This is a genomic window from Variovorax sp. 01N429, assembly GCF_056399425.1.
Genome location: NZ_JBFTRG010000006.1, coordinates 31,641 through 54,201 on the forward strand (window position 1 = coordinate 31,641; position 22,561 = coordinate 54,201).

21 protein-coding genes are annotated in these 22,561 nt (G+C 63.9%); 8 read left to right on the forward strand and 13 right to left on the reverse strand.

All coding sequences use genetic code 11. The features are described from left to right. The first annotated feature begins 19 nt into the window (after positions 1–19). On the forward strand, positions 20–457 hold the full coding sequence (locus AC1DSF_RS12445) for a CBS domain-containing protein (RefSeq protein WP_478123180.1): 438 nt from the start codon (positions 20–22) through the stop codon (positions 455–457). A gap of 22 nt (positions 458–479) precedes the next feature. Here the strand turns inward: AC1DSF_RS12445 and AC1DSF_RS12450 are convergent, their stop codons facing one another. After that, complete coding sequence (locus AC1DSF_RS12450) at positions 480–707, reverse strand: hypothetical protein (protein WP_478123181.1); 228 nt, start codon at positions 705–707, stop codon at positions 480–482. Positions 708–1,145: 438 nt separating this feature from the next. Next, positions 1,146–3,335, reverse strand: a complete 2,190-nt coding sequence (locus tag AC1DSF_RS12455; protein ID WP_478182916.1) for an Ig-like domain-containing protein — start codon at positions 3,333–3,335, stop codon at positions 1,146–1,148. Positions 3,336–3,647: 312 nt separating this feature from the next. Between AC1DSF_RS12455 and AC1DSF_RS12460 the strand changes: the two genes are divergently transcribed. Further along, positions 3,648–5,093, forward strand: coding sequence for an MFS transporter (locus AC1DSF_RS12460; RefSeq protein ID WP_478123183.1), 1,446 nt, complete (start codon positions 3,648–3,650; stop codon positions 5,091–5,093). Between the two features lie 17 nt (positions 5,094–5,110). On the opposite strand, the gene AC1DSF_RS12465 is transcribed toward AC1DSF_RS12460, so the two are convergent. After that, complete coding sequence (locus tag AC1DSF_RS12465) at positions 5,111–6,565, reverse strand: alpha/beta hydrolase (RefSeq protein WP_478123184.1); 1,455 nt, start codon at positions 6,563–6,565, stop codon at positions 5,111–5,113. 96 nt (positions 6,566–6,661) lie between these two features. On the opposite strand from AC1DSF_RS12465, the gene AC1DSF_RS12470 reads away from it, so the two are divergent. Then, on the forward strand, positions 6,662–8,260 hold the full coding sequence (locus AC1DSF_RS12470; RefSeq protein WP_478143060.1) for an MFS transporter: 1,599 nt from the start codon (positions 6,662–6,664) through the stop codon (positions 8,258–8,260). A gap of 29 nt (positions 8,261–8,289) precedes the next feature. Here the strand turns inward: AC1DSF_RS12470 and AC1DSF_RS12475 are convergent, their stop codons facing one another. The 3 genes from AC1DSF_RS12475 to kdsA all read right to left on the reverse strand — a co-directional run bounded on the left by AC1DSF_RS12475 (position 8,290) and on the right by kdsA (position 10,929). Further along, a complete protein-coding gene (locus AC1DSF_RS12475; RefSeq protein WP_478182917.1) occupies positions 8,290–9,528 on the reverse strand; it encodes an NRAMP family divalent metal transporter in 1,239 nt (412 codons plus the stop codon). After that, on the reverse strand, positions 9,525–9,998 hold the full coding sequence (locus AC1DSF_RS12480; RefSeq protein WP_478182918.1) for a hypothetical protein: 474 nt from the start codon (positions 9,996–9,998) through the stop codon (positions 9,525–9,527). The genes AC1DSF_RS12475 and AC1DSF_RS12480 overlap by 4 nt, the downstream gene beginning before the upstream one ends. Before the next feature lie 79 nt (positions 9,999–10,077). After that, a complete protein-coding gene (kdsA, locus tag AC1DSF_RS12485; protein WP_478123188.1) occupies positions 10,078–10,929 on the reverse strand; it encodes a 3-deoxy-8-phosphooctulonate synthase in 852 nt (283 codons plus the stop codon). 191 nt (positions 10,930–11,120) lie between these two features. Between kdsA and AC1DSF_RS12490 the strand changes: the two genes are divergently transcribed. Further along, a complete protein-coding gene (locus AC1DSF_RS12490; RefSeq protein WP_478123189.1) occupies positions 11,121–11,591 on the forward strand; it encodes a VOC family protein in 471 nt (156 codons plus the stop codon). 115 nt (positions 11,592–11,706) lie between these two features. Further along, the gene (locus AC1DSF_RS12495; RefSeq protein WP_478123190.1) at positions 11,707–12,069 is read left to right on the forward strand and encodes a hypothetical protein; all 363 of its coding nucleotides are present in this window, start codon (positions 11,707–11,709) and stop codon (positions 12,067–12,069) included. Between the two features lie 12 nt (positions 12,070–12,081). Here AC1DSF_RS12495 and AC1DSF_RS12500 read toward each other — a convergent pair whose 3' ends face one another. Genes AC1DSF_RS12500 through AC1DSF_RS12510 form a run of 3 tightly spaced genes read right to left on the reverse strand, consistent with a single transcriptional unit; the run spans position 12,082 to position 15,298 of the window. Continuing rightward, positions 12,082–13,371: an MFS transporter gene (locus AC1DSF_RS12500; RefSeq protein WP_478123191.1), complete on the reverse strand. Its 1,290-nt coding sequence runs from the start codon at positions 13,369–13,371 to the stop codon at positions 12,082–12,084. A gap of 50 nt (positions 13,372–13,421) precedes the next feature. Next, on the reverse strand, positions 13,422–14,516 hold the full coding sequence (locus tag AC1DSF_RS12505) for a MerR family transcriptional regulator (protein ID WP_478182919.1): 1,095 nt from the start codon (positions 14,514–14,516) through the stop codon (positions 13,422–13,424). Then, positions 14,513–15,298, reverse strand: coding sequence for a MipA/OmpV family protein (locus AC1DSF_RS12510; protein ID WP_478123193.1), 786 nt, complete (start codon positions 15,296–15,298; stop codon positions 14,513–14,515). The genes AC1DSF_RS12505 and AC1DSF_RS12510 overlap by 4 nt, the downstream gene beginning before the upstream one ends. 234 nt (positions 15,299–15,532) lie before the next feature. On the opposite strand from AC1DSF_RS12510, the gene AC1DSF_RS12515 reads away from it, so the two are divergent. Then, on the forward strand, positions 15,533–16,078 hold the full coding sequence (locus AC1DSF_RS12515; protein WP_478143054.1) for a DUF4256 domain-containing protein: 546 nt from the start codon (positions 15,533–15,535) through the stop codon (positions 16,076–16,078). Between the two features lie 58 nt (positions 16,079–16,136). On the opposite strand, the gene AC1DSF_RS12520 is transcribed toward AC1DSF_RS12515, so the two are convergent. Further along, entirely contained in the window at positions 16,137–17,345 is a 1,209-nt protein-coding gene (locus tag AC1DSF_RS12520; RefSeq protein ID WP_478182920.1) for a Rieske 2Fe-2S domain-containing protein, read from the reverse strand. A gap of 16 nt (positions 17,346–17,361) precedes the next feature. Next, on the reverse strand, positions 17,362–18,375 hold the full coding sequence (locus AC1DSF_RS12525; RefSeq protein ID WP_478123196.1) for a Bug family tripartite tricarboxylate transporter substrate binding protein: 1,014 nt from the start codon (positions 18,373–18,375) through the stop codon (positions 17,362–17,364). Positions 18,376–18,458: 83 nt separating this feature from the next. Between AC1DSF_RS12525 and AC1DSF_RS12530 the strand changes: the two genes are divergently transcribed. Next, positions 18,459–19,373: a LysR family transcriptional regulator gene (locus AC1DSF_RS12530; RefSeq protein ID WP_478123197.1), complete on the forward strand. Its 915-nt coding sequence runs from the start codon at positions 18,459–18,461 to the stop codon at positions 19,371–19,373. Between the two features lie 41 nt (positions 19,374–19,414). Continuing rightward, positions 19,415–20,233 carry a tRNA-uridine aminocarboxypropyltransferase gene (locus AC1DSF_RS12535; RefSeq protein ID WP_478123198.1) on the forward strand — a complete coding sequence of 273 codons (819 nt, stop codon included), beginning with the start codon at positions 19,415–19,417 and terminating at the stop codon, positions 20,231–20,233. Positions 20,234–20,431: 198 nt separating this feature from the next. On the opposite strand, the gene AC1DSF_RS12540 is transcribed toward AC1DSF_RS12535, so the two are convergent. After that, a complete protein-coding gene (locus AC1DSF_RS12540; protein ID WP_478123199.1) occupies positions 20,432–21,544 on the reverse strand; it encodes an NAD(P)H-dependent flavin oxidoreductase in 1,113 nt (370 codons plus the stop codon). Further along, positions 21,541–22,530 (reverse strand): Bug family tripartite tricarboxylate transporter substrate binding protein, encoded by a 990-nt coding sequence (locus AC1DSF_RS12545; RefSeq protein WP_478182921.1) that lies wholly within the window; start codon positions 22,528–22,530, stop codon positions 21,541–21,543. The genes AC1DSF_RS12540 and AC1DSF_RS12545 overlap by 4 nt, the downstream gene beginning before the upstream one ends. Between the last annotated feature and the right edge of the window lie 31 nt (positions 22,531–22,561).

The window sequence follows — 22,561 nt, forward strand, 5'->3', positions numbered from 1 at the left end:
GGCTGTTGGAGGAAACACCATGGACGAACGCACCGTCTTCCAGTCCATCTCGCGCAAACACGTGATCAGCCTGAGCCCGCAGGCCACGGTGCGCGATGCCGCCTGCGTGATGACGCGCGCCAGTTGTGGCAGCGTGCTCATCATGGAACCGCCCGATATCCTGCTGGGCATCCTGACCGAGCGCGATCTGATGACGCGGGTGCTGGCCCGGGGGCTCGATCCCGACCGCACGCCGACGCGCGAGGTCATGACGCCCAATCCGATTTGCGTAGCGCCGGAAACACGCGTGTCCGACGCCATCGTGCTGATGCTGGAGCGGGGCTTTCGCCATCTGCCGCTGGTGTCGGGCAAGAAGATCCTTGGCGTGTTCTCGGTCCGCGACGCCCTGCCGCGGGAGCTTGGCGCGGCGATCAGCCAGACGGAATTCCATGAGCAGGTGAACGACGTTCTTGGCTAGACGCGGCCGGAATCTTGCCCGGCTAAGGCGACCGGTGCAGCCTTGGCGCGGAGAGCGCCTCCAGGCTTTCTGTCACGGCGATGTCGACATTGCTCCAGCGGCCCGTCAGGTGCGCAGCCGTGAGCGCTTTTTGCAGCGCGCGCAGTTCACGAACGCCTGGAGCCACCTTGATCTGCGCGATGGCCGCGTCGGGATTGCCGGCGCGAAGCAACGCCATGATCTTGTCGGGCCAGGGGGAAGAGGATGCCAAAGCGATCTTCACTTTCAGGTGGGGGCGAGGAGCACGCATTGTGTACCGGTGCCCCGGCTGGCGCCACAAACAAGAAGGCCTCGTGCATTGCTGTACGAGGCCATGGGAAGAGAGCTGAAGAGAGCTTGCAGAGAGATTTGCCGGCTCAGCTTTGGCTCAGCTTTCGTCGACGATCTTGGAGGTCTTGACGCCGTGAAAAACGAGGGCGCCGGCTGCGCCGAGAACGATCAAAAGGGTCAGCATGAAATCACTTCGCTTCAAGGGGTGGTCACAAGGAAGGGATTTTGGGGTAAACCCTAATCTACTGCCTCGGACCCCTCGCTTGACCACAATGCGCGTAGGCACGTGCATCAAGTGACTTGCAAAACCTGCTGATCGCGGTCGCTATTTGGCTTCGCGGCTTCCCTTTTCATGGTCCTGGGGTGAAGGAAGTCATCATCACGGCAGGAAATTGAGTGATTCAGGCAGCGGCGGATTCACCGGCATCTCGAACACCGGACCGGCGCCGTCCGGATCGATGATCTGCGCGCCATCGGTCGCGAAGAACACGGCCATCTGCGTCTGTGCAGCGACAGCGAATGGTGCGGCCGCGGGAACGGCGATATTGGTGAGGAAGGTGTGCGGGTTCTTGCCGACGGCACCTGACGTGGCGGCAAAGGCCAGATCGTTGCGATAGAACAAGGCGCGATCCGCCAATTGCCCAGCCCGAATCAGGGCAGTGGTCGTCGGATTCGGAACTGTCTCGTCGCCCTTCGCAAACTGCACGATCACCGGCTTGGGGCCGTTGCCCGGCAGCGGCTGCTTGCGGATGTATGGCGCGTAAGACACCGGATTGCCCGTCTGCTGAGCCCACGTGCTGTGTTCGAGAACCTCCTGGATCGCCGTGGACCCCGGGACGTCGTTCACCAGCGGAGGCAGGTCTCGCAGCGGAACGTTCTCGTTGAAGTTGAGGTTGTAGGGCGCGGGAACATTCGGCGTCGGCGGCAGATTGAGCAATTGCGGCTGGCGCGTTGCGAGCGCAACCGCCGTCAGCACCCGGAAACCGCCAAGCCGTGCGACTTCGGGAATCGAGCCGCCAGGCACGTTCGGAATACCCGCTCTCACCGCGCCCTCGACCCCGAGAAAGATGGTGCCGTAGATGCCGCCGAAGGACTGACCTGCGTAGTAGATGCGGCTCTTGTCGATGTCGACCGAGCCGTCGCCGTCAATGTCGATGCCGGCCTGGATCTGCCGCACCAGTTGCATCAGGTCGACGACCGTCTGGCGCAGGCCGTCGCGGCTGGACACCAGCGACAGCGCGCCGACTGCGCTCACCCCTTCGGTCGAATCGATGATGCCGTTGCCGTCCTGATCGAAACCGCGGCCGCCCGAGGCCACCACGACTGGCGCACCGGCCTTGGGCACGACATTGAGCGTGCCCGATGCGCCGCCGCCATGTCCCACGACACTGATCGCCATGGTTGCGATTCCCCTGGAGGCGAACACCGACGCCACGGTCCATGGCGCGCCATACATGCTGTCGGTGAAGCCGTGCCCGAAGATCGCCACCGGCCAACCACCCGGCGGACGCGCGCCGCTCGGCAGGAAGACTTCGACCACCAAGTCATTGGTGGACTGCGGCGCTGGATGCCCGAGCAAGGTGCCCGTCGGCGGAATGACCTGGGCGGCATTCTCATAGTTGGGCGAGCGGAACTTGCCGAACGCGATGCGCCCGACCGCGCCCGGCACAACATTCAATGCGGTGGTCGGGACGGTCGAAGTCGTGAACGCAGGCGCGGTGCCCGTCTGCTGCACCCATTGAATGCCAGTCAGGTCGGCCACCGGAAACACGGCGCGCACCGGGCTGCCATTGGCATTGCCGATCACGAAATTCACTGGGCCCGGCGTGGAGCGCCGGATTTGCTCTCGGATCTTCAACAGGTCGGCGCTGATGCTTTGCGTGGTGAACAGGCTCAGCGCGACCAGCCGGTTGCGGCCGGGCTGGACCCAGCGTTGGGCGCCCTGAAGAGCTCCGCGGTAATCCATGCTGTCGCGGTCTTGCGCTTCGCCGCGGCCGAGGGGCAGGCCCAGCCGCGCAAAGGCGCCTCCTTCGATGGGGTCGCCTGCCTTGTCGCGAATCCCGCTGGTCACCACCAGCAAATAGCGCGAGTGCTCCTGCAGGAGTTGGTCGGATTCGACGACCAGCGTCTTCGCGGCGGTATCCCACGACACCTGGTTGATGCCGACCTTGTGGCCGAACCCTGCGCCGGAGAGCGTGTCGCCCAGGTTCAACAGGTACATCGTGTCGCTGTTGACCGTCGACAAGTCGATGTCGCCCGTGAAAGGCACGGTGATCCGCGGCTGCGTATTGAAGCCGTCGAGCGTATTGAGGACGTCGATGTCCTGGCAATCGGACACTCGCACGGCGCAATTGGGCTTCGGAAGATTGACGCGCTTGAATGTGTTCTGCGTCCAGTCCGGCTGCGTGAACCGGTCACTCGGAAATGGGCTGGTGCTCGGACTGGAAAAATCAAGCTTGACGCTGACTCCCGCGGCGAATGAAAGGATCGGAGCCGAGAACGTGAGCGCGAGGGCCATTGCCGCGAGGCGGAGCGATCGAACCGGGAATCCAGATTGCAGAACCTGCATATTGTCTCCTTACCGAACTGTCGTTGGTGCAGCAAGGAAGCCGAGGACGGGTCGGCCGCGAAATACCCGCCGACGGTTCTTATATCTTCTGCGCGGGCTGGTGACCAGTTGGGGATAGTCCGCCCCTGGGGTCGCCGCTGGCCGGCATGATCTGGCGATCGCTTGCCGCTGGCTCTAGCACAGCACGCCGCTTCATGCTGCCGATGGCCCATCGACTCCTTGGCGACAATGCGTGGATGAATTGCTTGTGCTCCCCGTGCTCCTCGAAGATCGCCATCGCCCCCAAGACCTCCAAACACAAGGCGACCGCGTATGCAGCAAGCTGAAACGATGCCGACGTCGCACCTTTCCGCCTCCGTCGTGCGCGACGGGTTGCCCCAGCCGCAGCGCTGGCAAGCGATGCTGGTCATCATCCTGGGCATCGCCGTGGCGGTGCTCGACGGCACCATCGTGAACCTCGCCCTGCCGGGCATCGCGCACCAACTCAACGCCAACGCATCGCATGCGATCTGGGTGATCAACGCCTACCAGATCGCCACCTTGGTCATGTTGCTGCCATTGGCATCGCTCGGTGACCTGTTCGGCTACCGGCGGGTGTATTTGCTGGGCATGGTGTTGTTCGCGGTCGCCTCGCTTTTCGCGACGCTGGCGGATTCGCTGGGCACGCTGATTGCCGCACGCGCCCTGCAGGGCCTGGGCGCCGCCGGGATCATGAGTGTCAATGCGGCCTTGGTCCGACTGATCTTTCCGCGCGACCAGCTGGGGCGCGGAATGGCGATCAACTCGATGGTCGTGGCGACGGCATCGGTGGCCGGGCCTTCGGTTGCCGCAGGGATCCTGTCCGTGGCGTCATGGCCTTGGCTCTTTGCGCTGAACGTGCCGCTGGGCGCGCTGGTGTTGGTGCTGGGCTACCGATCTCTGCCGGCGAGCGAAAGCGCTTCGGCTTCGGGCTCGAGATTCTCCGTCGTGGACGTGCTGCTCAACATATTGATGTTCGCGCTGATCTTCATCGGCGCCGACCGGCTGGGCGTGCGCGAAGGCGCCGTGGGGCAGGCGGGCACCACTGCCGGCGCATGGGCGCTGCTGATCGGCGGCGTGGCGGTGGGCTTCATTTATGTGCGCCGACAGCTCAAGCTGACGCTGCCGCTCTTTCCGGTCGATCTGCTGCGGATTCCGGTGTTCGCGCTGTCGATGGGCACCTCGGTTGGCGCCTTCTGCGCGCAGATGCTTTCTTTCATCGCGTTGCCTTTCCTGCTGCTCGAAACCTATGGCAAGTCGCATTTCGAAGCGGGCCTGTTGATCACCGCCTGGCCGCTGGCGATCGTTTTCATGGCGCCGATCGCGGGCCGGCTGATCGGCAAGTACCCGGACGGATTGCTCGGCGGCATCGGCTTGGCGCTGCTCGCCACAGGGCTGGCCCTGCTCGCCGCCTTGCCCGCGCATCCAACCAACGTGGACATCGCATGGCGCATGGTTCTGTGCGGCCTTGGCTTCGGCTTGTTCCAGTCGCCGAACAACCACACCATCGTGACCTCGCCGCCGCCGCATCGCAGCGGTGCCGCGAGCGGCATGCTGGGTACCGCACGGCTCACGGGCCAGACGCTCGGTGCGGCGGCGCTGGCTGGCATCTTCAGCGTCTGGAGCCCGCACGAGGGCAGGGGACAGGTCATCGCGCTGGCGCTGGCCGCCACTTGCGCCGCGGTGGCGGCGGTTTGCAGCACGCTGCGCACTCGCCAGCCTGCGCCTCGGCACGCCTGAGGCGGCGTTCTTCGTTCTTATTTGGCGGGGATGACTTCGGCGATCCGCTCCGCCATGTAAGGAAAGAACGGGTTCGAAGACAGCCGCGACAGCGAGTCCAGGCTGATGATGAGCGCACCGCGCTCGCCGCGAACCGCCAGCGCGCCGAGATTGACGCCGAACTCGTCGTTGTTCCCGGGCCGCATGCCGTAGAGCGGATCGTCCATGGGGAAGGGGAGCGCGAGGTGCGACAACGAGAACACCTCCAGCGGAAACTCCAGGTCGAGGCTGCGCGTCTGCTCCGTCGTGGCGCCGGCTTCGGTGACGCGCTCCACCACCTGGCGGCTGTCCGGTCCCCGGTTGGTGATCACCGTCGAGCGGAAATTCCTCGGCGCCGGCGGCAACACCCGGTCGAGCCGCAGGTCGCTGCCCGACCGCAGCAGTGGGCCAAACTTGATGCTGCGGTTCAGGTCGAAGAGCACCAGTTCGCTCCCATTGCTGGGCAGGCGCGCATACATGCCGGTGACGATCGCGCGGGTGCTGACGGTGAAGTCGATCAGCGACTGGAAGGTGAGGATCGGCGGCAGCTTGGCAAGATTGCCCGCGCTTTCTTCGCGGGCGAGGTGCGCACGCAGGTCGCGCGTGAGCAGTGACGACTGCCGTGCGCCGTTCACCGGGAAGGAGTTGTACTTGAACGGATTGAACTCCGGAACGATGCCCAGCCACGCTGCCTTGGCGAAGGCAGGAAAAATAGCCGGCCAGCCGAACACGCCTGCAAAGCGCGACAGTTCGGTGATGCCGATCATCGGCGCGATGAGGATCAGCCGATCAGGCCGCGCCAGGTTCGAATCGTCCAGCCCGTCGAGCGCGAACTTCATCGCCAGCGCGCCGCCATTCGAGAAGCCGACGACGTGCAGAGGCAAGGGCGCCGCCACGCGCCGGCGCGCTTCCCTGACAGCGAGGCGCGTTGCCTCGGACCAATCTTCCCAATCGACATGCGTCAGGCCCGAAGGCACTGTGCCGTGGCCCGGCAAGCGAATTGCCACGACCACAAATCCGCGATCCCGGTACATGCCCGCGATGTGCCGAAGGCTGTATGGCGAATCGGTCAATCCGTGCAGAAGCACGACGGCCCCGCGCGGCGTGCCTTGCGGTTCGAGGATGTATGAGCGGTTCCAGTCCTGCGCGAAGTGGCCCGGATAGATCGGGCTTCCAGTGAAGTAACGATTGCTCGGAACCTGCGCCTCGGGTGGCAGCTGTTCGGTCACGTGGGTGCGAACCTCTTCGAGCGCCTTGTTCTCGGCCGCGATGTAGGTGGCCCAGTCAGCCTTGCGAAGCTCGTCGCGCGAGAGTTCGTGCGGCACGTAGGTGTGCCAGAGTTCGAGCGGCGGCCCACGCTGAATGTCGTAGGTGCGCAGTGCGACTGCGGTCACGATGACGATGCCCACCACCAACGCAGTCCATTTCAGAAGCCTCGCCAACCGGGATACCATGATTGCCCTTCTCGTGCATGCAGCGGGCAAGCGACACGTCGTCGGCACCCGCGCGCAATCTATCACGAGGTTCTGCTCGGCATTGAGGTTCATCCCATGAGTCAGATCGGCAAGCCACCGGGCAACGACGCTCTCATTCGCGTCGGCTGCGAGCCGACAGGTTGCCCGCCGGCATCCAAGCCATGGGTGCTGGCCGCGGCGATCGTCGGTTCGAGCATGGCCTTCATCGATGGCACGGTGGTCAACGTGGCCTTGCCCGCCATACAGGCGGACCTGCACGCGACCGCATTCCAGGCGCAATGGGTCGTGGAGTCGTACGCGTTGTTTCTTGCGGCGCTCTTGCTTGTCGGCGGATCGCTGGGCGATCATTTCGGACGGCGCAGAATTTTTGCCATTGGCGTCGGGCTCTTCGCACTGGCCTCCATCGGCTGCGCAATGGCGGGGAGCGTGCAGCAGCTCATCGTTGCGCGTGCCGTGCAGGGGATTGGCGGTGCGATGCTGGTGCCCGGCAGTCTCGCGCTCATCAGTGCGTCCTTTCCCGAAAAGGAACGCGGGCGCGCTATCGGAACATGGTCCGGGTTCAGCGGCATCACTGCAGCGATTGGTCCGGTGGCAGGCGGATTCCTTGTCGATCACTATTCGTGGATCTGGGCGTTCCTGGTGAATGTGCCCATGGCGGCGATCGTGCTGCTGATCGTGTGGCGCCATGTGCCTGAAAGCCGCGGCGGAGATTCGGCGGCGCCCCTCGATCTATGGGGCGCGGCGCTTGCAACGATCGCGCTGGGCGGCGTCGTGTACGCATTCATCGAGGCGCCGACGCAAGGCTGGTCGTCAGTGCCGGTGATTTCAGCATTGGTCATCGGGGTTGGGGCGAGCATTGCGTTCGTCATCGTCGAGCTGCGGGTGCGTTCGCCGATGCTGCCGTTGTCGCTGCTGCGCATTGCCAACTTCGGCGGCGCGAATCTGCTGACTTTGCTGTTGTATGCAGCGCTGGGTGGCGGCTTGTATTTTTTCCCCCTCAATCTCATTCAGGTGCAAGGCTATTCGGCCACAGCGGCGGGCGCTGCATTCTTGCCGTTCATCCTCATCATGTTCGCGCTGTCTGGCTGGGCAGGGCAGTTGGTCGATCGGTTCGGCTCGCGATTGCCCTTGGTGATCGGGCCGAGCATTGCGGCCGTGGGCTTCGCGCTCTTTGCGCTGCCGGGGGTTGGTGTCAACTATTGGACGGCCTTCTTTCCGGCTGTGGTGGTGCTGGGTTTCGGCATGACGATCACGGTCGCGCCATTGACGACCACGGTGATGAATGCAGTGGGGCCGGATCTTGCGGGAATCGCATCGGGGGTGAACAACGCTGTGTCGCGCACGGCCTCTGTGTTGGCGATTGCGGTGTTCGGCGTCGTCATGGCCTGGGCCTTCGATGCGCGCCTTGCCGAAGGGCTGCGCGAGGTCGGTGCATCCGCACAAGCGGCTGCGTTCGTTGAAGCGCAGCGCAGTCAGTTGGCCGGCGCGAGGTTGCCCGAGGGGATCGACGCCGCGGCGGCTGCGGCTTTGAGACAGACGGTGAATGCGTCGTTTGTATCGGGGTTTCGATGGGTGATGGTGTTGTGTTCGGGGTTGGCGCTGATGAGTGCCTTGAGTGCGTGGGTGATGATCGGGCGCGGGCCGCGTGCGGTGACTGCGCCCGGTGTCGGCTGACAGGTGCGACTCCCGCTTGCGCCTTCCGCCTAGCCGCGCTGCCCCATGTCTGTCGCGATCATCAACGGCACCGCCGCGACAGCGACGACGCAGATGATCACGAAGTACAGCCAGCCGAGCATTTGAATGAAGCCGGAGTTGGCATGTTGGCCCATGCGTGTGCGGTCGCCCGCCAGCTTGAGAATAGGGTAGTAGCTGAACGGCAGCACCACTACGGCGAAGATGACCGAATACTCCACGATGTCCACCGGATTGAGCACGGTCGAGGCGATCGCCGCGCCGGCCACGATGCAGGTCACCCACGCGAGCGTGAAGCGTGGCACTTCGCGCGGCCGTTTGCTCTTGCCCCAGGGCCACCCGAAAAACTGTGCGATGTTGTAGCCCGCCGCCAAGGCCGTTTCCACCGCAGCGCCCCCCACAGCAAAGAAAACGCCGCAGAGCGCCAGTACGAAGCCGTTGCGGCCCAGCGTCGCTCCGGCAGACAGCAGCGCGGTACCGAGGTGTTGCGGATCAATCCCTTGAGGCAGAAACATGGCTGCACCCACCACCATGAGCGACATGGTCAGCACGCCGCCGAGAGCGAAGCCCACGCCAGCCGTGACCTTGTTGACCGTCAGGTCCTTCGGCGTCCAGCCGTCCTCGAGCCCGCCCGACGAGTAGAAGTAAACCTCGTATGGCATCAGCAGCGAACTGAGCACACCCACGGCGTAATAGGCGTACAACGCCAAGCCCGGCTGCCCCGGGCCCGGCGGCCCGGGCAGCAGCCCGCGCGCAGCGGCATGCCAGTCGGGGCCGAGGCGCCATGCAGCGGCTACGTAGACAAGCAATGTCAGTCCGAGAATGCCGAACAACCGCTCGATCCAGCGAAAGGGAAGAACAAAGACGGTCAACAACAGCAAGCCGCTGGCGGCCAGCAGCATGAGCCGAAAATCCAATCCGAACAGGACCTGCAGGATGATCGCCATGCCGCCGATTTCGGCCGCGCAGGTGAGCAGGTTCACCAAGTTGGAGGCGACCAGAATCACGAGAGCCGGCCGAAAACGGAAGTGCTCGCGCACGATCTCGAAGGTCGGCTTCTTGATGACGGCGGCGATGCGGCCGGACATCTCACAGTACAACGCGATGCCAATCGTGCCAAGCAGCACCGCCCATAGCAGCGCATATTCGAACTTCGCGCCTCCCGCGATCGCGAATACCAATTCGCCGATGTCGACGAAGCCGCCCAGAGCGGTCATCACGCCCAATATCAGTTCCAGCCACTGGCTCACTGGGGCTCCTCGAGCGATTGGGCACGGCGCCCGAGTTCGCCGAAGGTCGAAACGAGCGCGATGAGCTGCTCCTGATCGTCACGCGACGGCCCGATGCGCGCAAGCGCAGATTCCACGAGCCCGTCGACAGCGGCCACCTGCTCAACGCGGGCCTGAAGCGCGGGCGGCACGTGCCGGTGCAGGTCGCGCCGGATCTGCAACGCATGCTCCTGGAGTGCACGCTGGTGCGTCCACACGAAGTTCTCGTTCACGTGGCCCTCTGCAAACAACTTTGCCATCAGCGCTGATTCGGCGGCGAGGCTTGAGACAGCGCGGGCAGCCTGGCGCAGATCTGCGGGATCGAGTTCAGCGCGTGGTGCGTTGCAGCCTCCCGCCAGCATCGCGGTGGCGGCCACGACGGCGACGGTGATGCGCAGGCCTCCATTGAATGAAGCTCCAATTGCAGGGAACAGGCGCGGGCGCGTTCGCATGAGAGGAGGGTATGGGTCGCGTCTCATCCCGTGGTGTAGGCCCACAGCCCGGAAAACTGCATGCCCTTGTCGGGTTCGTTCAGGGAAGGATATGGAGCGGTGCGAACGACTTCACCAGGTCGTCCAAAGCCTTCAACTGCGCGAGGAAAGGCTCCAACTGATCCAGCGGCAGAGCGCTGGGACCGTCGCATTTGGCCTGCGTTGGGTCAGGATGAGCTTCAAGAAAAAGGCCCGCCAAGCCCACGGCCAAGCCGGCACGCGCCAGTTCAACCACTTGCTCGCGTCGCCCGCCAGAGACAGCGGCATTCGCCTCGCGTTGCTGGAGGGCATGGGTAACGTCGAAGATGACGGGCAAGTTCCCGGTGACCTTCTTCATGGCACCGAAGCCAAGCATGTCCACGACCAGGTTGTCGTAGCCGAAGCAGGTTCCTCGGTCGCACAGGATGACGGGAGAATTCCCGGCCTCCCTGATTTTTTCGACAATGTTGAGCACCTGCGGCGGACTCAGGAACTGAGGCTTCTTGACGTTGATGACCTTGCCCGTCCTGGCAAGAGCGACGACCAGATCAGTCTGGCGGGCGAGAAATGCAGGTAGCTGTAGAACGTCCGCCACTTCGGCGACGGGATTCGCCTGCCATGGCTCGTGCACGTCGGTGAGGACGGGAACGCCGAACTCTGCCTTGACGGCCTCGAAGATCCTCAGGCCCTCTTGTAAACCGGGACCTCGATACGAATGGATAGACGAGCGATTTGCTTTGTCGAAACTTGCCTTGAAGACGTAGGGGATGCCAAGCTTCCGCGTGACGCGGACGTATTCCTGCGCGGCACGCAGTGCCATGTCTTTCGACTCGAGTACGTTGACGCCGCCAAACAGCACAAAGGCATTGGTGTTGCAGACATTGATTGCGGAGGTGATGGCGACGGTCGACACGGCGAGTTCTCCTGGAGTGTTCCTCATATTCTCGCGCTCCCTTCGGCCAAGAAATCGTGCTCTTGAGAACGGGAGAGCGGTCAGCAGAGCCATGAAGGTTTAGCATGCTCCGGCGGTCGCGACTGGCTGTAGCCGGCCCAAAATTGATAGCCTGGAAGTCCCGATCGAAACATAGAAAAAGGAGAATCCGAATGAGTGATGTCTACCGCCCCAAAGGGCTTTCAAGCGCAGTGACCTATCAAGATCCAAAGGCTGCTTACCGCTGGCTCGAAACCGCATTCGGGTTTGAGCCGCTTTTCGTGATTCTTGATGGCGACGGCAATCTTGTTCATTCTGAAATGTCATTCGGCAATTCGGTCGTCATGATTGGTAGCCAATGGAGCGACGACCACAAGAGTCCTCGCGCCATCGGCGGCAAGAATACCCAGTCTGTCCATGTGCAACTCGCGCAAGGCGAGGATCTCGACGCGCACTGCGCGCGTGCACGGGGGGCCGGCGCCATCATCTTGCAGGAGCCTGCAACTCAGTTTTACGGCGATCGGACCTATCGCGCGAAAGATCCCGAGGGCCATATCTGGACTTTCGGCGTGACCGTTCAAAAGCTGACGCCTGAACAATGGGACAAGGCGAGCGGACTCACAACCCGGGCGCGGCTCGACTGACAGCAAAAGGTGTGGTATTTCGCGCTCGACCGCAATTGTGGAGAGACAAGGCTGCCTGTGAGGCGGTTTCACCGATCGTTGCCGATAGGATCACCACACCCACTTCAAAGTCAACATGACCAAGCGCAATACTGAAACCATCCTGCGCACCTACGGCTTCTGGATCCTGTCGTCACTGCGCGATGAATGTCGCGAGTTCCTCGAAGCAAACACGCTCAAGGAATTGATCGAGAGCCCTGGCAACCTGCGGTCGACGGCGCTGTTTCGCGATCAGGCGGATGGAACGGTCGAGGTGGTCATCCTGGCGTTGTGGGACTCGATGGACAGCGTCAAAGCGTTCCTCGGCAAGCAGGACTTGCGCAAGCCCAGGATCGATCCGACAGTTCACGCCAAGCTTTTCGACCGTGAGCCCTACGTGCGGCAGTACGCGCTTTCCGACCCGGACGCGCTTTCGCTGATCCCGCCGGGCTGGAGGTAGGACTGCCACTCGTTATTGGGGAGCCACCACCGCCTCATCGACCGCACGGATCGGCGTCCCCACCCAAGCCAGCACCGCGGCCACCACCAACAGCAACCCCGAGCCCGCGAACAACTGCGGCAACGACACCACCCGCAACAGCCACCCTGCAGCCGCCGAAGCCACGGGCACGAGCCCCATGAAGATGAACATGAACAGGCTCATCGAGCGGCCCAGCATGGCGGGCGGCACGCGCTTCTGCACCCAGGTGAATACCGCCACCTGCATGAAGCCGCCGAGCACACCCACCAGCATCATCAGCAAGGCGCCCTGCCAAGCGGCGGTGATGCCGCCCATGGGCACGAACAGCAGCCCGATGGCAATGTCGGCCAGCAGCACGCTGGTACCCAGAGTGCCGATGCGCAGTCCCGGCCGCAGTCCAGACATCACCATGCCGAGCAAGGCGCCTGCGCCGTGGCCCCCAAGCATCACCCCGAGGGCCGAAGCGCCCAGCGCGGGCCGGCTTTCCGCCAGCACCGGCAGCGCGATTTGCAACGGACCCAGGACCAGCAATGCGACCGCAGCCCAATAGAGATAGAGGGTGCGCAGCTGCGCATCGTCCCAGACGTGCCGCATGCCGCTGACCATGGAGGCCCAGATCGGCGCGTGCCGCGCGGGGTCCGTCGGAAGGGCGCGCATCTTCACCTGGGCGAGTGTCCAGGCGGAGAGGGCGAAGCTGACGGCGTCGAGCGCGAGAGCCGCCGCGACTCCACCTGCGTCCTGCACGCCACCCGAGCCGCCGCCGAACACCGCGATCAGCACGCCCGCCGCGAGTGGCCCGACGAACATGCTCAGCTGGCGCACGCCCATCATCACGCCGTTGGCGGCACCCAGTTGCGCGGGAGGCAAAGCGTGCGGCAGGATCGACGTCCCGGATGGAATGCTGAAGGCACTGCTGATGCCCAGCGCCAGCGACAACGCGTAGATTGCTGGCAGCGTCAGCGCGCCTCGCCACACGCCCAGCGCCAGCAGCGCCAGCAGCACGAAGTTGACGTGCTTGGTGAGCATCAACACGCGCTGCGGCGAGAAGCGGTCGACCACCGCGCCGCCCACCAGGATGAATACGGCGCGCGGAATGCCCACCAGCGCCAGCACGGTACCCAGCGCCACGGTGTCGCCGGTCAGGCGCAGCACCAGCCAAGGCAGCGCGAGCAGGGTGAATTGGTCGCCCAGCAGCGAGATGGCACTGCCGGTTATCAGCCAGCGGAAGTTTCGGTCCTGGAAAAGGGCCGCGCGCGCGGCCGGGTCTGTCTTCGTCGTCATGTCGGTCCTCTGTAACGGGGCCGACTGTGCGGGCTCACGCTACGTGAGGGTCAAGCACCTTCATCGACGGGCGACAGGAATTCGCGCACTTCGCGCCCGAGCGGCAGGCCGGCGAGCAGCAGGGGGTGCCCAAGGTGCAGGGTGGCGAGCATGGTGAACAGCGCGGCGTTGCCACCGCACGTCTCGTGCAGCAACGCCGCCCAGCGCTTGCGCAGCGCCCGCGCCTTCGCGCCATCGCGCGGCTCGCCCGCCCGGAGCAAAGCCTGGCCCTCGGCATCGATCGTCTGCGCCTCGGTGTCCGGCATGGGCGGCAGGCGGAATTCCACGTCGCCGCAGTGCTCCTGCATCAACCGCACGCGCAGCTGGATGGCCGACTCCATGAACTCCATCATGTCCGTCGGCGGCGCCCCGCCTTGCCCGCGCACCTTCGACTCCTGACGGAACATGGCGCCCCAACGGTTCATCAGCGCGTAGTTGCCGCCCATCCAGCGCACCATCAGCATCGTCCAGCGGCGGGTGAGCACCTGGCACTCCCACGTGTCGATGCCGCCGCCCGTGTCCATGTAGCGCCGTACCTCAACCTGCAGCTGCAGCCAATCCAGCTCGACGCCGGCATAGGCGCCGAGGATCTGCTTCAGCTCGCCCGCTTCGAAGTAGCGGCCGAAGGTGGTCATCATCGAAAGCGTCTGCACCCAGTCTTGCATGCTGGGGTTGCCCCCTTTGCGCAGCATGTCGTGCATCAGCGCCAGCCGCTCGCGCAGTTCGGTGGCCTGGCGGATCTGGTGGTCGAGTGCGTGCATCTGCTGCTCGATGACGCGCTGCGGCGCGGCTTCGCTGCCATCGAGGAGAGGTCCGATCTCGGCGAGGGCCAAGCCCAGGTGCCGCAGCGCCTGGATGGCGTGCAGGCGGGCGACATCGCCTTCGGAGTAGAGACGGTAACCGGAGTCGGATCGGGCGGAGGGCTTGAGCAGTCCGATCTCGTCGTAATGGTGGAGGGTGCGGACGGTAAGACTGGTGGAGCGGGCGAGGTCGCCGACTTTGATGCGCATGGAGGGATTGTGGCGTTGCGGGTTCCTGTCACGGCGGGCAACCGCGAACTTCAGCAGTTCAGGCAGCTCGACGGCATCCGCTTCACGAGCCGTCAAAACCGGTATGAAGCGAAGACGCCGTAAGTGGTTTGGATCTTGTCCTCCGTGATCGGACTGCGTTTGGCATCCCCCTGGAGCCAGGCCGCGACCACGCTTGCGCCGAGGCCCCATTGGGCATTCAACTGGTACTGGGCGCCGACGGAAAAGCGGACCGTATTGACTCCGCTTCCCGCCGAATACTGGGGAACTCCGGCAATCACACTTTGTTCGGCATTGATTCCGAAGAAGGTCTGGGTGTATCTGCCGTTGGCCCAGGTGACGCCGGGCCCAGCGGACAGAGCGAATCTTTCATTGACGGGGTACTTCCCTTCGACGTCAATCGCGATTCGAGTCCCTTGGTCCTTGCCCGAAATGTCGGACACGAGGAAGCCCCGGACAGTCAGCCAATCGTGGGTGTATGCAGCGAATACGCTGCCCAGTGCCGCCTCGGGAATGTCGCCCCAACCCTGAAGGATCGGCGCATCGGAAGCCTTGCGAGGCTTGGTCAGTTCTCCGCCCAATGCCACACCGAAACGCCAGGATTCGTTCTGAATGAGATTGAAGCCCACTCCAAATGGAAAGCCGGCCCCCGGGGTGCCACCGATGAAATAGCGGCCATAGTTGGCGGTGACCAGTGGCAAGGCCACGATCTGGGCATCGCCGCTGCCGGGATACTTGGGTCGACTGAAGACTCCGAGACCAGCGGAGAAGCGCCAGGCATCATCGCCGGCCGTCTGGTCCATTCGGGCCTGGGCCAGCACATCTTGCGATGAGAGTGCGCTGGCGAGGATCGCCCCCATGAGAAAGATTCGACCGCTACTTCCGCGACTGTGCATCATTGGACCTTAAGGAAAGCGAAGAGATGGGGGAGTGCCAAAGGGCAGGGCTCATTTTTGCAGGGCCATCCCTTAGTTCGCCAACAATTGACCAGATTGACTGCGCCTAGTGTTTGACCTAGGGTCTGCTCCCTCAATCCGGCCGTGGCATCCACGAGACTGTATGGGCACCGACGTGAAGGAACGGAAGCAAGCGAAATGAAAGCAGAGCAACCCGAGGTCTTCATCGACGCACTGAAGTTGCGGTTCAGGCAGAACATGCGTAGACACGTTGGAGTCGACTGGGCCGACGTCCATGGCCGTTTGCAAAGCAGCCCCGACAAGCTGAGGTCGCTTCATGAGATGGAGAGGACGGGAGGCGAACCCGATGTCATCGGGACAGCGGACGATAGCGGCGCATACCTTTTTTGCGATTGCGCCGCCGAAAGTCCGCGGGGGCGCAGGAGCTTGTGCTACGACGCACAAGCCTTGAATTCCCGGAAACAGAACAAGCCGCAGAACAACGCCATCGACATGGCTGCGGCTATGGGCGTCTCGCTATTGACGGAGGCGCAATATCGCGAACTTCAGCAGTTCGGGGAGTTCGACTTGAAGACGTCCAGTTGGGTGGCAACACCGTCTGACGTCAGAAAACTCGGTGGCGCTCTGTTCTGCGACAGACGTTACGGCAAGGTCTTCGTTTATCACAACGGGGCCGAGTCTTACTATGCCGCGCGAGGGTTCAGAGGCTCAGTGAGGGTCTGAGCCTGAACGCCGCAGTCGACCCGCAGCGTACACGACGATCAACGGTCCAGCAGCAGCCTCATCGATCCTCCAGGTAGTTGCCGGCGTCAAAGACCACCGGCTCCGCGTCCGGGTCGAAGCTCACTCCGGCTGGGTCTTCGCCTGCTTCAAGAAGCGCCAGTTGCGCCTTCAGGTAGCGACGCAGCATCGCGATGCCGCGGTCGGACGTCGCCAGATGCTCCTCCGAGTGCTGCGTGATCGCGCCCTGGCTCACCATCGCCTCGTAGTCACCCGGCATACGCTGGTGCTCTTCTTCGGTGAGCTCTTCCCAGAGCTTGCCGTTCATGCGCGATCGCATGCGAGTGAGCTCGCCCCTTTCGCTCACGCGGCCGACCACGAAGATGCGGAAGCTGCGATCGTCGATCGGCAGGATCCACCCCAACGACTCCACCCGGCCGTAGCGTCCGACGCGAGGGCTAGGAATGACGCGCAACGTCGGCATGGCCGCTTGGCTGATGCGTCGGAACACCTTGCCATCCGCCAGGCGCCGAACAGAGGTTGTGCGCACCCCGAGTTCGAAGGTGTCCCAACTGACCTCGGGCATCTGAGCCATCTGCTCGACGAACTGGGTGCCGCTGAAGCTCGAATGCAGCACCACCACGTGAAAGGGGTCAACCAGGTTCTCGTAGTGCTGCAGCCAATTGCAAGGGATGACTTGCGGTCCGCCGCCGCCGATGCTCGCATCGTTGGTTTCGATGATCTCGCCTTCGTCCAAGCGCTCCAGCGCGTCGTAGCGCGGCAGCGTCGGCTTCTTTTCCGGCGGCCCCATGTAGGTCCAGACGAGGCCGTAGAGCTCCTGCACCGGGTACCAGGGTTGCCGAATGCGGCCGCGGGCGCGCCCGAGTTCAGGCTCGCAAGGCTGCTCCAGGCAGTGACCCTCCGCATCGAACAACCAGCCGTGGTAGCAGCAGCGGATGCCGCGCTCTTCGACCCGGCCGTAATAGAGCGACGCGCCGCGATGGGCGCAGTTCGGATGCACCAGGCCGGGCCGCCCGCTCTTGTCCCGAAAGAGGATCAGGTCTTCACCGAGCACCCGGACCTTGCGCGGTGTGTCGCTGGCATCGCCTGTCAGCCCGATCGGGTGCCAGTAGCGACGCAGCAGTTCGCCCATCGGCGTGCCTGGGCCCACCTCGGTCAGTGTCGGGTTGTGGGTCCCGGGCTTGCGTCCATATGCAGTGCCAGTATCGACGGCAATCGGGATCACTTTTTCGGCGGTCGTGGAGTTCATCGGTGTTCCTGGTGCTTCAATCGGCGGTCACGCCTGCGGCCTTGATCAGCTCGGCGACCCGCGGAAAGTCGGCCTGATAGCTGGCTCTGAATTCCGCCGGCGTGTTACCGAGCGGCTCGAATCCGAATGCGATCAGCTTCTGCTGTACTTCGGGGATGCGAGTGATCTCGCGAAGCGCCTGCGTCCACTGCTCGATGACGGCAGACGGCGTCTTGGCGGGCGCATAGACGCCGATCCAGCTGTCCAGATCGAAACCAGCGAAGCCCTGCTCGGCGAAGGTGGGCACGTTGGCCATGGTCGAAACGCGGCGGCTTCCCGCAATGCCCAGCACCTTCATGCGCCCGGCCTGTGACTGCGCGCGTGCGGTGGACGGATTGGCCCACGCGAAGTCCAGCACGCCGCCGATCATGTCGTTGTGCGCGGCCGCCTCGGCCTTGTAGGCCACGTGGGTCAGCGCAATGCCACTTTGGCGCTTGAGCAGTTCGCCCATCAGGTGCGCCTGCGAACCGTTGCCCCAGGTGCCATAGGTCAGGCCTGGGTGTTGTTTGGCATAAGCGACGAATTCCTTGAGGTTGGAGTAGGGCGCGTCCGCGCGCGCCACCAGCATCGGCCCGCCGGTGGCGAGCTGCGAGATCGGCTCAAAGTCCTTCACCGGGTCATAGGGGAGCTTGGGCTGCAGGATCGCGTTGTTGATGTGGGTCAGCGGCAGAGTAAACAGCACGGTGTAGCCGTCGGGCGATGCCTTCGCCACGGCGTCGGACGCGAGGATCCCGCTCGCGCCCGGCTTGGCTTCCACGATCACGCTCTGGCCCCAGCGCTGCTGCAGCTTCTCGGCGTAAACGCGCGCGATCACGTCGATCGGCCCGCCCGCCGTGCCGAAGGGCACGATGCGAATCACCTTGGTCGGAAAGGCGGCGCCGGTCTGTGCCGAGGCGAGCGGCGCCGCAGCGGCCAGAGTGAGTGCGATCAGGCCGGTCACCCAGGCGCGCCTGCGCGCCTGGATACCGCCAAGGGGACGGCGAGCGGTCATGGTGTGGTCTCCTTCATCTTGTGAGTACGCATACGATAGGCGTGCTGCCTGGAGCGATCAATTCGAACGTTTGGATAACTGATATGGATCGTGCTGATATTCGCGGCATCGACCTCGCGATGCTTCGAGCCTTCGATGCGCTGCTACGCGAGCGAAGCGTTTCGCGAGCCGCCTCTCGCTTGTTCCTGAGCCAGCCGGCGGTCAGCGCTTCCCTCAAGCGACTGCGCGAGGCCTTCGGCGATCCGCTCTTCACGCGCACGCCCCATGGCATAGCGCCCACGCCGTTCGCGCTCGCGCTCGCGCCGCGCGTCGAAGCCGTATTGAACGATCTGCAGGGGCTGTTGAACATGGACCGCGCATTCGACCCGGCGACATCGGACCGGATCCTGCGCGTCTCGGGCAGCGATCACAGCAGCCGCGCGATGCTGCCGCTGTTGTGCCGGGAACTCACGGCCTGCGGGTCGCACATCCGCCTGGCGTGGGAGCTGGCGGACTACAGTCAATTGCCTGAAAGGCTGCGCAAGGGCGACATCGACCTCGGCCTACTGCCCCGCATGGCGCCGGCGGCAGGTGTGGAATCGGTGCTGCTGTATGAGGATACGTACTTGGCGGTCGCGCGCCGTGGCCATCCTCGATATGCAAACGGAATGGATCTCGAAGGCTTTTGCGCCATGCCGCACGTAGTGCTGGGGCAGAGCCGTTCGATGCTCGACGACACCATCGATCAGATCCTTGCGCGCCGCGGTCTGGTCCGCCATCTGCAGGCCGCCGTCACAACCTTCAGCCAGATGTCGGACCTTGTGGCGAGCACCGATGCAATCGCGGTCTTCCCGCAGCGCGTGGCTAGTCGATACGCAGAGCTGCTGGACGCGTTGCCCTTGCCTTTCGAGTTGCCCAGCTACCGCTTGTACGTTTGCTGGAATGCACGATCGGACGCGGATGGAGCCGTGCGCTGGCTGCGCGAGACCATGGTTCGGCTTGGTCGCATGGAGCACTAGCGGACCTGATGAGTTTGGGGCGCATGCCCGAGAATCTCCGCATGTCCCATGCAGTCTCCCACCTGCGCTCTGCCCGCCTCGCACGCAGCGCCAAACCCTTTCTCGCTCGTGGTGGTTTCAAGCGAGAGCGCTGCATGGACTGCCGGCTGGTGCCCAGCCATTGCATGTGTACCTTGCGCCCTTCGTTGAACACGCGCGCAGGGGTGTGTTTGCTCATGGCGGACATCGAACCACTCAAACCCACCAACACGGGCTGGTTGGTCGCCGATGTGGTGGCCGATACCTTCGCCTTCGGTTGGTCTCGCACCGAAGCCGACCCGGACCTCCTGGCCTTGTTGGGTGACTCGCAATGGCAGCCCTACGTAGTGTTCCCGGGCCAGTACGCAGCGCCGGAGCGGGTGGTGCGCACCGTTCAACCGCCCGAAAGCCTGCCGACTGCGGCCGCGCAGAAGCGCCCGCTCTTCATCCTTCTGGATGGGACCTGGTCCGAGGCGCGCAAGATGTTCCGAAGAAGCCCCTACTTGGACCGACTGCCGGTGCTCAGCCTGGAGCCCGACCGGACATCGCAATACAAGCTGCGCAACTCCGGGCGCACGGACCATTTCTGCACCAGCGAAGTCGCCGCCTTGTGCATGAACCTCGCGGGCGAACGCATCGCCGACCAAACGCTGGAAGCCTACCTGGCGGTGTTTACCCACCACTATCTGCACGCGAAAAGCCAACAGCCCGTCGTGTGGGATGGCGTTGCCCATCAGCGATTGCACGCGTTGTCCCTCCTGTCAATTCCGAGGCGTTCTGCTGCCATCGCCAGTTCAGAATGCGGGCCAACTTCGGACTTTCGCGAAAAGCTCTCAGGATGAAAATCAAAGTCCTGTTCATTGCCATCCCTCTGTGCGTTCTGGCGACGGTTCTTGCCTTTCAGGCGGGAGGAGCGTGCGTCAAGCAACGACGCTATTGGACTGACGCACAGTTGATCGAGGTGGCCGTGACCCATATGGCGGCCCTGTCATACAGTGATCTACAGAGCCTCCGATGGAGGCCTATGTAGATGCGGACGATCACCTGCACATCTTCAAAAGACGCTGCCAGGCGTTGCGCATCTCGTTTTCGAGGGCCGCCATCTGGTCTGCCACCCGTGTCTCGCGCCGGATCGCGAAGATGCTCTGTCCGGCCGCTTCATAGATAAGCCGTGCGTCATCGTGCTCGTGGATCGATGCGAACACATCGCCCGTGAGCGCCTGCTGCAAGGGCATCGGCAAGGGCTCGGGACTATCGGAGGCAGACCACGCGTCGATCCAATCGCTGCGCACGACGCGACATGGCTTGCCGCTGTGGGCGCGCGTGATCACGGTGTCTTCGCTGCTGCTGTCGATCAGTCGGCGCAGCAACGCGGGCGGCGTGTGGTTTTCGGCGGCGGCCATCCACAGGGTGCCCAGCCAGCCGCCCTGCGCGCCCATCGCAATGGCCGCAACGATCTGGTCGCCATTGCCGATTCCGCCCGCCGCGAGCACCGGCGTATCTCCGGCGACAGCAACGATCTGCGGCACCAGTGAGAAGGTGCCCACGGTTCCGGTGTGGCCACCGGCGTCATAGCCCTGTGCCACGAGCACATCCACGCCCATCGCCAACGCCTTCTGCGCATGCCGGACCGAGCCGATGAGCGAGAAGGTCACCTTGCCCGCCGCCTTCGCGCGGGCGATGAGTTCCGGACGCAGGCCGATGGCTGTGGCAACGCCCAGTGCGTTGGAAGCCAGCACCTGCTCGATCTGCTGCTCGAAAAGCGACTCCGAGCGCACCTGCGTGGTGAAGAAACTGGGCTTGACCGGCGGCTGCACCTCGAACCGATCACGCAAGCGTTCGACGAATTCGACGTGCTCCTGTGGCAACGCATCGCGCACATCATCGATGCTGCCGCTCTGCGGCACCTGCGAAGGCAGCATCAGATCCACCCCGTAAGGACGGCCCTGCATGCGTGCATCGACCTCTTGGAGGATGTGCGGGATCTCGTGCGGCATCTCGCGTGCCAGGCCCAGCACCGGAAATCCGCCGGCCTTGGCGATCTCCACCGCCACATCGACCGAATGCGAGAAGCCGAAGATCGGGTGCGTGATGCCCAGCCTGGCGCAGATGGGCGGCCTGAGGGGCGAGGGGGTGGCGACGGTCACGGTCATTGCGGCTCGATCCCCGCTTGCTTGACGACCTTGCTCCATCGGTCGGCCTCGGCCGCGATGAAGGCGTCGAACTCCTTCGGGCTTTGCGGAGCGAGTTCGAGGCCCAGCATCTCGAGCTTGGACTTGGTGTCCGGCATCGCAAGCACCTCGGCCACGTCGGCCGACAGCTTCTGGATCACCGCATCCGGCGTCTTGGCCGGCGCCACGAAGCCGAACCATGTGCCCACGGCATAGTCCGGAAGCTTCAGCGATTCCGCCACCGTCGGCACATCCGGCAAGGCGGCCGAGCGCTTGGCGGTGGTGACCGCCAGCGCCTTGAGCTTGCCGCTCTTGATGTAGGGCGACGCCAATGCGGCCGTCAGCGGCATCATCGTCACGCGCCCGCCGAGCAGGTCGTTCAAAGCATCGGGCTGGCCGCGATAGGGCACGTGCGTGAGCTTCACGCCCGCCATCTGCGAAAGCAGTTCGCCCGACAGATGGTTGGAAGTGCCGACGCCGGCGGTCGCATAGGTCAGGGGCTCGCTGCTGCTCTTTGCGAGCGCGATGAGTTCGGGCATGTTCTTGACGGGCACATTCGGCGGCACCACGAAGACGTTCGAGATGATCCCGAAGCCTTCGATGGCACGGAAGTCCTTCACCGGGTTCCATGTCACGCCCTTGATGAGGCTTGGCGCCACGGCATGGCCGGGGCTCACGGCCAGCAGCGTGTAGCCGTCAGGCGCGGACTTGGCCACGAAGTCGGTTCCGATCGAGCCGCCCGCGCCAGTCTTGTTCTCGACGATGACGGGTTTGCCGTACTTCACGCTCAGCTTCTCGCCAACGATGCGGGCAATCGAATCCACCACGCCGCCCGCCGAGAAAGGGACGATGATCTTGATCTGCTTGGACGGAAAGGCATCGCCCTGCGCAAAGGCGGGCGCGGCTGCCAGGCTCAGCGCTGTGATGCACAAGGCGCTGAAAGCGCGGCGAGTTGAACGATGGGTCATTGGCTTGTCTCCGGTTTTTGAATTGAACGGC